We start from the raw sequence: 12,205 nt of genomic DNA, 5'->3' as shown, positions 1-12,205 counted from the left end.
ATTAGCTATTTGTAATATTTTTATTGTTTTATTGGACTAATAATAATAGATAGTGTAGCATCATCAATAAATTAAATTTTTCTAAAAACTATGCGCTAATAATTCTTAAATCACAAACGTGGTTTTTAGCTAAATGTATTTTAAAACATTATAGAATGTGACTCGACCATCTTCAAGATTAGTTAAAAAAGGTTTTTAATTTAAGGCAAAGCGAGGAAATAAATTAAAGAAGTTTTCTTAACCTTATCAAGTTTAAAAAAATAATATTTTTAGCCAAATGACATCACAATACCAATAACTATAATAAAACAGCTAAATGTTGTTGAAAATGCTTAATAATTCATAATTCTAGTAACAGTTGGTTGGGATCTTCAATAGCATCCTTTACTTTAACTAAAAAAGTGACAGCTTCACGGCCATCAACAATCCTGTGATCATAACTTAGCGCTAGATACATCATCTGGCGAATTTCAATAGAATCGCCAACCACCATTGGCCTAGGTTGAATTTTATGCATACCAAGAATGCCAGATTGAGGTGGATTAAGAATCGGGGTAGACATCATAGAGCCATATATGCCACCGTTAGATATAGTAAAAGTTCCGCCTTGCATTTCAGTAAGAGAAAGCTTACCATCGCGTGCCCTTACGCTAAGTTCATATATCGTCTTTTCAATATTAGCAAAGGAAAGCTGATCAGCATTACGCAAGATTGGTACTACCAGACCTGTAGACGTGCCAACAGCAACTCCTATATCAAAAAAGTTTTTATAAATAATTTCATCACGATATATTTCAGCATTCAGAACTGGAAGTTGGCGTAAGGCATGAACACAAGCTTTAACGAAAAAGCTCATAAAGCCAAGCTTTACGCCATACTTCTTTTCAAAACTATCTTTGTGCTGTTTACGCAAATTCATTACCGCTATCATATCAACTTCGTTGAATGTAGTTAATGTGGCTGTAGTGCTTTGAGCTTCCTTTAAACGATTGGCTATAGCCTGACGTAGTCTTGTCATTTTCACGCGTTCTTCGCGTGGATTTTCTGGACAATCTTGCATATTCTCTGGCATGGATACATCATTGCTAAATAGACGCTTCGCTGTACCTGCAGCAACCGCTTGTAGCACATCTTTTCGGATTAACCGGCCATCTTTCCCAGTAGGAGTAATTTTTGTTGGATCTAGATCGTTTTCTTCGACTAACTTACGAACAGCAGGAGACATAGTTTTTAATTCAAAAATATTATTACCGGGAGATGAAGGCGGTACCGGTGTATTAATTTTTTGTTGTATAACTATTTTTCTTAATTCCTCTTTTCGCATAGTATTGGATATAGTTTGTTCAATAATGCCAAGCACTGCATCAACCTTAACACTCTCCCCACCGCTAGCATTGATGTTTGTTAGGATTCCGCTTACTGGCGCATTGACCTCTATGGTCACTTTATCCGTTTCAAGCTCCAATAAAGGCTCATCGGCGTTTACGGCATCTCCGGGCGACTTAATCCATTTCGCAACTGTCGCTTCAGAGACATAATCACCGAGTGCTGGAACCTTAATCTCTGTCGCCATGGCTATGTTTAGTCCTCTTTATTATTTTATTATTAATCAATAAATCTACATAGACAATTAATAATTTATACTAACCCAATTTAGCGATTCTAAAAAGCTTTCATATCATCATTTCATTATAGATGATTTATACGTTATTAAATTTCTTTAAATTAAGAGTTAACGCTTTGTTAACCAGAGCAGCTTGTTCATTTGTATGCCGAACAGCACTGCCAGTGGCAGGTGCAGCTGATATGGGACGACCAATATATTGTGGACGCTTACACATGCCATCTATCTCAATTAACACATCTTCTATACGACGATCAACGAAGGTCCATGGACCCATATTTGCAGGTTCTTCCTGGCACCATATAATTTCAGCTTGCGGAAAGCGAGAAAGTTTGTGTAAAATCACTTCACGAGGAAATGGGTACATTTGCTCTAATCTTAGAAATACAATATTGTTGATATTGCGTTTTATACTTTCTTCGTAAAGATCATAATACACCTTACCGGAACATATTATGACTCGTTTCACTTCCTTATCTTCGCACATTAATCTATCATCAAATAGTACTCTATGAAAAGTAGTAGAACCACTAATTTCTTCTAGCTTTGACACTGCCATTTTGTGTCGTAGTATTGATTTTGGTGTAAAAATGATCAACGGTTTACGAAAATCACGGTGCATTTGTCTGCGTAATACGTGGAAATAATTTGCAGGCGTAGTACAATTTACCACTTGCATATTGTCTTCACCGCAAAGCTGTAAGAAGCGCTCTATACGCGCTGATGAATGCTCTGGTCCCTGACCTTCATAACCGTGGGGTAAAAGTAATACTAGTCCGGACATTCGTAACCACTTTTTTTCACCAGAGGTGATAAATTGGTCCATGACGACTTGTGCTACATTAGCAAAATCACCAAATTGAGCTTCCCAACAGATAAGCGTATTGGGTTCTGCTTGACTATAACCATATTCGAAACAAAGCACGCCCGCTTCTGACAAAGGACTATTTATAACTTCATAATTAGCTTGCTTTTCCTGAATGTTGTTTAATGGTATATAGCTTTTCTCAGTTTTTTGGTCTATGTATACCGAATGACGCTGGGAAAATGTACCGCGTTGACTATCCTGGCCAGACAGACGAACCATGAATCCGTCTGTCAGTAAAGTAGCAAAGCTAAGTGCTTCACTCGTAGCCCAGTCTATCCCTTCACCACTAGCGATTGCTTTTTTGCGAGAGGCAATGAAGCGATTAAGCTTACTATGCAGATTAAATCCTTTAGGTACATCACATAACTTGGCTCCAATACGCTGGAGCTCTTTGATGTCAACTCCTGTATTCCCTCGTGCACCCTCACCGGAAGTGCTTTTTAAATTAGACCACGCACCTTCCAGCCAATCTGCTTTTCCTGGCTTATAAGTTAAGCCATATTCAAACTCTTGCATAAGATGAGATTTTTCTTCATCAAGAATTTTATCTACTTCTTGCTTATCCAAAGTTCCTTCATCGATCAATTGTTTAACATAAATTTCACGAGTAGTTTGATGGTGACAAATCTTTTCGTACATTAGTGGTTGAGTAAATCGCGGTTCGTCAGTTTCATTGTGCCCAAAGCGTCGATAACAAATGATATTAATGATAACGTCTGCGTTAAATTTATGGCGAAATTCTGCTGCTATTCTAGCAACATGAACCGTAGCTTCTGGATCGTCAGCATTCACATGAAAGATAGGGGCTAGCACCATCTTACCCATATCTGTAGGATAAACGGACGAACGAGCATGTTGTGGGTCGGTAGTAAATCCAATTTGGTTGTTTATGATTATATGGATCGTGCCACCAGTTCTATAACCATGTAATCCAGATAATTCCAATGTTTCTGCTGCTACTCCTTGACCAACGAATGCTGCATCACCGTGCATTAATATGCCCATTACCTTTTGGCGAAGTTTATCTTTTTTTTGCTCTTGCTTTGCTCGAACACGACCAAGCACTACTGAGTTAACACTTTCGAGGTGAGAAGGATTGGAGTTTAAAGTTAAGTGTACATTGATCCCATTAAACTCACGGTTAGAAGAGAAACCCATGTGATATTTAACATCACCGATTTGATCAGTATATTCTAATTTACCTAAGAACTCTGCAACAATAGCGCGAAATGGCTTGTTCATGAAGTTGCAAAGTACACTTAAACGTCCGCGATGTGGCATACCCAGTACCGCTTCTTCTAGGCCAAGCTCGCTGCTTCTTATCAAAATTTGTTCAAGTGCTGGGATTAAGGTCTCGCCACCATCAAGACCAAAACGTTTAACTCCAACGCACTTTATAGCGAGAAATTTTTCGAAGCTCTCAGCAGCGGTGATACGCTGCAGAATAATTTTTTTTTCTATTGGTGTTAAATTTATTTTGCAGCCTTGCTGCTCAATTCGCTCTAAAATCCAGGTTTTTTGCGCTAGATCTTGAATATGCATAAATTCAACACCAATAGAACGGCAATAAATGCTCTCTAGAACGTTCATTATCTCGCTTAAAGTTGTTCTTTCTAAGCCGAGCATATTGTTAATAAAGATTGGTCGATTCCAGTCGTTTTTTGTGAATCCGTAAGTCTCAGGATTAAGTTCTGGATGTAAAGATGAGTTTTTCAAACCTAGTGGATCAAGATTGGCTTTCAGGTGGCCGTTAACTCTATAGGCTTGGATAATCATACTTGCACGTAATGAATCTCGCGAGCAAGCAAGTGCGCTATCGGTCCACTGAGGATTAACAACAGTTGCTTTTTCGAGGGCTTTTTCTGGTGCACTAGAATCAACTGCAGTAATAATCTTCGTTGTTCGCGTTGCAAAACTTGGACCACGCAAATCCATATTAGCCACTTTTATATCATCGTTAAGTAGATCAAAATACTGATGCCAACTAGAATCTACTGCATTATGATTTTCAAGATACTTTGCAAAAAGTTCTGATATAAACGAAGCATTAACACCGTTCAAAAATGTGCAGTCATGATATTCTATAGACATTTGCCCTCACCACCTATCTGCTTGCTGTGTAGCATTATTATTTAATTCCATAACCTGACAGCTCCACCGGCAAGAATACCTAGCAATATCCTGTTGTTATATCGAATGAATTGATAATTATTCGTTTTATGTAACTCTGGTCCGAAAACTGACTTTGACTAATCAACGGTAATAGCTAAAGAAGCAGTGTTATTGGAAGTCTAGGTCTAACTTCATTAATTAGCCACCACTCATCGCAGCAATCATGGTTTTACCTATTTTAGCTGGGCTGTTTGATACATTAACGCCAGCAGACTTCATAGCTTCAATTTTATCGTCTGCACCTCCTTTGCCGGCTGAAATGATCGCACCGGCGTGTCCCATGCGTCTTCCAGGACGTGCCGTTATACCTGCAACAAAACCGGTAATTGGTTTGTTATTGTAGTTTGACTTCAAGAATTCAGCCGCCTCTTCCTCCTCGCATCCGCCAATTTCGCCGATCATAATAATTCCACTAGTTTCTTCATCAGCTAAAAACAGCTCTAGTATATCGACGAAACTAGAGCCAATAATGGCGTCTCCACCGATACCGATGCAAGTCGATTGACCAAGACCTATAGCTGTAGTTTGTGCAACCGCTTCGTATGTCAGTGTACCCGATCTAGATACGATTCCAATTTTACCCTTTTTATGTATATGTCCTGGCATTATGCCAATTTTGCAAGCGTTTGGTGTTATTACGCCCGGGCAGTTCGGACCTATTAGTCGAGTATTCGAGCCAATTAAGGCGCGTTTAACCATAATCATCTGCATTACTGGAATGCCCTCAGTAATGCAGATGACGAGCGGTATTTTAGCATCAATAGCCTCTAGAATTGAGTCAGCGGCAGAATGCGATGGGACGTATATCACGCTGGCATTTGCTTGGGTTTTATAAACTGCTTCTTCTACAGTATCGAATACTGGCAGATCAAGATGAATATCTCCCCCCTTACCGGGGGTGACACCGCCAACAATATTAGTCCCGTACTTAATCGCCTGCTGACTATGAAAGGTTCCCTGACTACCAGTGAATCCTTGACAAATCACTCTAGTGTTTTCGTCAATCAGCACGGCCATTACGCTAACTCTCCCACAGCGTTAACTATCTTCCTAGCAGCATCTTCCAGAGTATCAGCGGCAATAATTTTCATACCGCTATATGCCAGGATTTGCTTGCCATTTGCAACGTTAGTACCATCAAGGCGTATTACTAGAGGCATATGCAGATCGATCTTTTTTGCCGCTGCGACAATGCCTTCGGCGATTAAATCGCAACGCATGATACCACCAAAAATATTGACCATAATACCTTTCACATTTTTATCTGATAAGATAAGCTCGAAAGCTGCTGCAATCTGCTCTTTTGTTGCACCACCGCCAACATCAAGGAAGTTAGCTGGTTCGCAACCGTATAACTTTATTATATCCATAGTAGCCATAGCTAGACCGGCACCGTTGACCATACAACCAATTGAACCGTTTAATTTTACATAGTTTAGCCCACATTTATTTGCTTTTACTTCTATCGGATCTTCTTCGTCCTCATCCCGCATAGCAGCTATCTCATGATGGCGGTAGAGAGCGCTATCATCAAAGTTAATCTTTGCATCAAGGGCTACTATATCACCAGCAACGCTCTCGATTAGCGGATTAATTTCTACCAACAATGCATCGCAACTAGTACAAAAGTCATACAATTTCGTTAGAAATTCCACCATAGCATTTATTTGCTTACCCCGAAGTTTAAGCGCAAATGCAATACGCCGCGCGTAATGTGCGGCCATACCAATTGCTGGATCTATTGGTACAGTGAGAATTTTTTCTGGCGTTTTTCTGGCAAGCTCTTCAATATCCACACCACCTTCATTGGAAGCGATCACGGCAATTCGGGAAGTTCCGCGATCAACTAAAAGTGACATGTAAAGTTCACGCGCAATATTAGAGGATTCTTCGATGTATATGCACTTTACCATTCGCCCTTCTGGACTAGTTTGGTTTGTGATTAGGTTCATATTGATAATTTGCTCAGCTTGGTATCGAACTTCATCGATTGACTTAGCTACTCTAATTCCCCCACCCTTACCTCGACCTCCGGCATGGATCTGGGCTTTGACTACGTAAGTCTGAGCTCTCAAATCTTTAGCTACCCTAACAGCTTCCTCTGGGCTGAACGCCACTCCACCTTTTGGTACTGGTATTCCATGTTTTACAAAAAGAGCTTTAGCCTGATATTCATGAATATTCATTGTTCACTCATTTCCGCCAGGTGCTAACTGATCTTATCCGTTAAATCAATAACGCATTTTTGATAGTCTCATTAAGTATTTTTATGGCATTTACCGAATTATCAAACATCTTCTTCTCTTCATCATTCAGGTCGATTTCCACTATCTTTTCTACTCCAGCAGCGCCTAATATTATCGGAACTCCTATATAAAGTCCATCAAGTCCGTAGGGACCATTTACATAGACAGTACACGGCATTAACCTTTTCTTATCCTTAAGATAACTCTCCACCATTTGACTTGCTGAGCAAGCTGGGGCGTAAAAGGCTGAGCTATTTTTTAACAAGCTGATAATCTCTGTACCACCATCGCGTGTACGCTGAACAATTTCATCAATTCTTTTTCTGCTCGACCAACCCATTTTAATTAGTTCGGGAACAGATATTCCAGCGACTGCGGAATATCGAATCAGCGGAACCATGGTATCGCCATGGCTACCTATGACAAAGGCAGTTACATCTTCGACCGATACAGCAAATTCTTTCGCCAAGAAGTAACGCAAGCGTGCACTATCAAGTGTTCCTGCCATACCAATAACTTTATTTTTTGCTATACCAGTGTACTTTTGAAGTAAGCTAACCATGGCATCTAATGGATTAGTGATGCAGATGACGAATGCTTCCGGACAGTTGAGTTTGATACCTTCGCCTACGGATTTTATTACTTTAGCATTAGCATTAATCAGATCATCACGACTCATGCCAGGTTTGCGTTGAGTACCTGCAGTAACGATAACTACTTCAGCGCCAGCGATCGCATTATAGTTGTTAGTAGCAGAAAAAACGCAGGAAAACCCTTCTATCGATGATGCTTCAGCAATGTCTAGTGCTTTACCTTGCGGTAAGCCATCGACACTATCAAATAGTATCACGTCGCCAAGATTCTTCAGTCCTGACAAAAGTGCTATTGTGCCACCGATATTACCAGCGCCTACGAGCGCGATTTTATTGCGAGTCATGATCTTCCTATCGCATGCTTAAGATTAAGCGTCCATAGAATTTTAAAGTAAACTATAAAATCTTAATTATTGTGTAAACTATAATAAAATCTTAATTATTGTGTAAACTATAAAATTCTAATCATTGTGTAATGATCCTAATTATCGTGTGAATATAAAATCTTAATTATTGCGTTTAAATCTACAAAGCGTGTTCCAAAAGTCTAGAAAAAAAGGAAGCAAGCTCAATTTGGATAAATAATTTTTTAAAATATTATTAAATCAATTATTAAATCATAATCGTCAAGAGCATAGTTATGGTATCTTTCTCAGATCAATATTTTATATTTTCGCAGCAAGAAATAAAAAACAAACTACTACCCTATTGCCAAAGATAGCAATATTTTAATCTCCAAGGAGATATTATAAACGAGTAGTCTTCAATAAGTACTTTGTAGAAAAATCTTAACTCCTGTTAAATATTCGAAAAAACTTTTTAGTTTGACTTGTTAATTTATTTTTATACGTAGGGCTAGTTAGTGTTTGAGTGATTAATTATAAAATTGATTATACTGAATTATATTATTATACTGAATTATATTATTATACTGAATTATATAAATTACGACAAGATTATAATCTATAACGATACGATTATAAAATAACAGTTAATATACTAGAAAATATCAAATTACTACAGATCTTGTAGCTGACTCTAAAATATAATTTAAACCTTAATGGGGGAGGTAATTAAAAACATTAATCTTGCTGACGATATGATATTCGTATACGTACGAATTAATCCTTATGATTGCTTGTATATATTATGTGTATTTAATTATTATGTGTATTTAATCTAATAATTTAATTATGTGTATTTAATCTATATTTAATCTATAATTTACTATATTTAATCTATAATTTATGGAAAAATAATTGTTAGATTATTAATGATGATTTTTCTGAGATTATAGTGCGAACAGGTAGAATTGTAAAGAATGTATTGTCCGCGTGTTATCGAAAGCTTTGTTTCTCGTATTTTAAACCGGACAACTAATAACACTATCGTTATTTGCTACATTTTTACTATATATTTTTACTATATTATTAGCAAATTTTAAGTTTAAGTTAACAAACTTATACCAGTTGGTGCTTTGTTCTGATGAGGCGTTAAAAATAAGCTGTTGGCTTTCGACTCTGATTAGAGTATTTTTGGTCATCCGCTTGTTTTAAGTGTTTTTTTCATTTTTTTAAGAAATATTCTTATTCTTATTTTTCCTCGTATTTAGATTATGATTACTAATCTTTACCGGTATTTTTTGCACTTACTTTTGTGAATATTTTTTCCTTTAGAATTCAGCAAATCAATCACTTTTTTTAGAGTTAGCTTGTCTATCTCTTCTTTTTTTGATAGACTAGCTCGTAAGGACCCATGTTTTGCATATAATCCAAACCGGCCGGTTTGGATTATTACTGGCTTACCGTCGTCTGGGTGATGACCTAGCACGCGTCTAATTTTTGTCTTAGAAATATTTTCAGAGATTAGCTGTATTGCTTGCTTTATACCAATTGTGAGTACTGTGTGGTCGCTTGGCAGTTTGACATAATGTATGCCATATTTGAGGTAAGGACCGAATCTACTAATTCCCGCTTGAATAATGTCTTTAGTTTCTGGATGCTCGCAGATTAATCGAGGTAGTGATAACAAACCTAGAGCGGTATCCAAATCGATATCGGTTAGTGAGATTTGTTTTGGTAAGGGAGTACGTTTAGGTTTTTCTTTTGATTCTTGTTCTCCTTGATCTAGTTGTACATATACGCCATATGGACCGTTGTTTATACTAACATTTTTACCTGTTTCCGGGTCGCAGCCAAGTACTCGAGGAAGAGTATTAGCTTCCTTTTCCTCTTCAATCGACTTGCTTGTAATGCCTTCACTAATTTGTTTTGTAAACTTGCATATCGGATAATTAGAACATCCAATAAATGCACCAAATTTGCCAAGCCTCAGAGATAGGGTTCCCTCACTGCAGTTTCGACATTTGCGATTTTCGTTTCTTTTGTTAGTATCAGGGAAAAAATAATCTGCTAGAGCATCATCCAGCCTTTCAAGCACTTCACTAATAGATAGTTTATTGATATCATCGACTAAACACTTAAATGTTTTCCAGAATTCGCCCAATACTTGGCGCCAATCCATCTGACCGTCAGATATATTGTCAAGCTGATTTTCTAAATCGGCAGTAAAGCCATATTCAACGTAACGCTTGAAAAAACTGGAAAGAAAGGTTATGACTAGACGGCCACGATCTTCTGGCATAAAGCGTCGACCATCAAAGCGAACATATTCACGATCATGCAGTACTTGCAAGATATTTGCGTAGGTGGACGGTCTGCCGATTCCAAGATCCTCCATTTTTTTTACAAGGCTTGCTTCTGAATAGTGCGCTGGCGGTTGTGTGAAGTGTTGTGTCAGGATTACGTTTTGTTGAATAACGATGTCGCCGTTGCTAACGGTAGGTAGGGATTTATTGTGTTCGTTATCGATTTGATTTGCTACCTTATTCGATTCGCAGTTTTCTCGATAGAGTTTAAGAAAACCATCAAATGTGAAAACCGAATTAGTAGCGCGCAGAATAGTGAGCTTATCTTTATCTATCACGTCTATTGTAGTCTGGCTTAGTTCTGCGCTGGCCATTTGGCTCGCTACAGCTCGTTTCCAGATTAGCGAATACAGTTTCCATTGATCGTGATTTAGATATGCGTGCAGCATATCTGGTGTAAGTGTAATGTCGGTTGGTCGGATTGCTTCGTGCGCCTCTTGGGCGTTTTTCACTTTACTTTTATAAATTATTGGTGTATTGGGTAGATAGCGTTCGCCATATTCAAACCTAATAGTTTCACGAATTTGTGTTATCGCTTCCGGCGCTATGTGTATAGCATCGGTTCTTATGTAAGTAAGAAGACCAGTAGTCTCGCCGGCGATATTCACACCATCATAAAGAGATTGAGCAACTTGCATAGTACGCCTGGTACGAAATCCAAGTTGGTTTGAAGCTTCTTGCTGTAGAGTAGAAGTAGTAAAAGGCGTGGTTGGATTACGCTTGACAAGTTTTTTTTCTACAGAGTCTATAAGGAATATTCCTCTCTCTACAATAGCCATTGCAGCGTTGGCTTCATCTTCTGATTTTATGTCAAGTCGTTGTATGATATTGCCATTTAAATTGGTTAATAGTGCGGTGAATGTATCATTTTCTTTAGTAAGAAATGTTGCCTTAAGTGACCAATATTCTTTAGCTACAAATTTCTCGATTTCTGAATTGCGCTCACAAACAAGCCGTAAAGCGACAGACTGTACACGTCCAGCTGATCGAGCACCGGGTAGTTTGCGCCATAGTACTGGTGATAAGGTAAATCCAACTAAATAGTCTAAAGCTCGTCGTGCTCGATATGCGTTAATTAAATCTTGGTTTAAGCTGCGTGGATTGGCTATAGCATTCATAACTGCTTCTTTAGTGATTGCATTGAATGCAACTCGTTGAACTTTTACCCCATCAAGTACCTTGCGGGCATCCAATTCATTGCAGATGTGCCAGCTTATAGCTTCACCTTCTCGATCTGGGTCAGTTGCTAAGATGAGTTGCTTTGCTCCTTTCACGGCGTCGGCAATCGTTTTTATTTGTTTTTCAGAACGCTGATCAGTTTGCCAAATCATCTGAAAGTCATGTTCTGGATTCACTGAGCCTTTTTTGGGAGGTAGGTCGCAAATGTGGCCGTAACTCGCTAACACATAATATTCTTTACCCAGATAATTGTTGATAGTTTTAGCTTTAGCTGGAGACTCAACGACAACTATTTTACTCATACCGTACTACTCGCCTTTTTAAGATTTGTTCTCATTAGCAGTATGCAAATAGAAGATAGGTTTGAATAAAATTCAAAATACATACAAGAGCATAATTGTTAATTATTAATATTTTAACTTTTTAAGATTAATTTTCTCAACCTCATTTCCACAAGTAAAAATACTTTTATGATTAATGTATTTGTAAATTTATAGAATAAATGTATTATACTCCTATAATCTATATGTTATACTCCTAATAATCTATATGAATAATTGCCATTATAATAAACAATTCATACTGTAAGTATAATAAAAATCTTGTTTTACTCGTAGAGTACATTAGTATTGAGTATTAAAAGATTAATACCAATTGGTCTGTAGTTAGATATTAGATCTTATTTATCAATAAATTCAATCAATTAATTGCTCAATTCTTCTCAGTTAAATTCAAACCTCATAATTAATTAAGTCTGTTCTATAGTCCGATAGCCCTTAATTGAGTAATTATCTACACCAAAAGCAATTTTTAATT

At 37.6% G+C, this 12,205-nt stretch carries 6 protein-coding genes; all 6 read right to left on the bottom strand.

Annotated elements, in window-relative coordinates:
- Positions 1-340: 340 nt before the first annotated feature.
- Positions 341-1,573: a 2-oxoglutarate dehydrogenase complex dihydrolipoyllysine-residue succinyltransferase gene (odhB, locus tag P856_RS03880; RefSeq protein ID WP_025300857.1), complete on the bottom strand. Its 1,233-nt coding sequence runs from the start codon at positions 1,571-1,573 to the stop codon at positions 341-343.
- 127 nt (positions 1,574-1,700) lie between these two features.
- The gene (locus tag P856_RS03875) at positions 1,701-4,583 is read right to left on the bottom strand and encodes a 2-oxoglutarate dehydrogenase E1 component (protein WP_025300856.1); all 2,883 of its coding nucleotides are present in this window, start codon (positions 4,581-4,583) and stop codon (positions 1,701-1,703) included.
- A gap of 219 nt (positions 4,584-4,802) precedes the next feature.
- The gene (sucD, locus tag P856_RS03870) at positions 4,803-5,681 is read right to left on the bottom strand and encodes a succinate--CoA ligase subunit alpha (RefSeq protein ID WP_025300855.1); all 879 of its coding nucleotides are present in this window, start codon (positions 5,679-5,681) and stop codon (positions 4,803-4,805) included.
- Positions 5,681-6,850, bottom strand: a complete 1,170-nt coding sequence (gene sucC, locus P856_RS03865; protein WP_025300854.1) for an ADP-forming succinate--CoA ligase subunit beta — start codon at positions 6,848-6,850, stop codon at positions 5,681-5,683. The genes sucD and sucC overlap by 1 nt, the downstream gene beginning before the upstream one ends.
- A gap of 40 nt (positions 6,851-6,890) precedes the next feature.
- Positions 6,891-7,847, bottom strand: a complete 957-nt coding sequence (gene mdh / locus P856_RS03860) for a malate dehydrogenase (RefSeq protein WP_025300853.1) — start codon at positions 7,845-7,847, stop codon at positions 6,891-6,893.
- Positions 7,848-9,132: 1,285 nt separating this feature from the next.
- Positions 9,133-11,691, bottom strand: a complete 2,559-nt coding sequence (topA, locus tag P856_RS03855) for a type I DNA topoisomerase (protein WP_025300852.1) — start codon at positions 11,689-11,691, stop codon at positions 9,133-9,135.
- Positions 11,692-12,205: the final 514 nt, after the last annotated feature.

Origin of the sequence: Candidatus Endolissoclinum faulkneri L5 (assembly GCF_000510265.1) — a bacterium.
Classification (GTDB): Bacteria; Pseudomonadota; Alphaproteobacteria; order Thalassobaculales; family Thalassobaculaceae; genus Thalassobaculum; species Thalassobaculum faulkneri_A.
The sequence above is the reverse complement of the archived record's forward strand: the minus strand, read 5'-3'. Positions and strand labels throughout refer to the sequence as shown.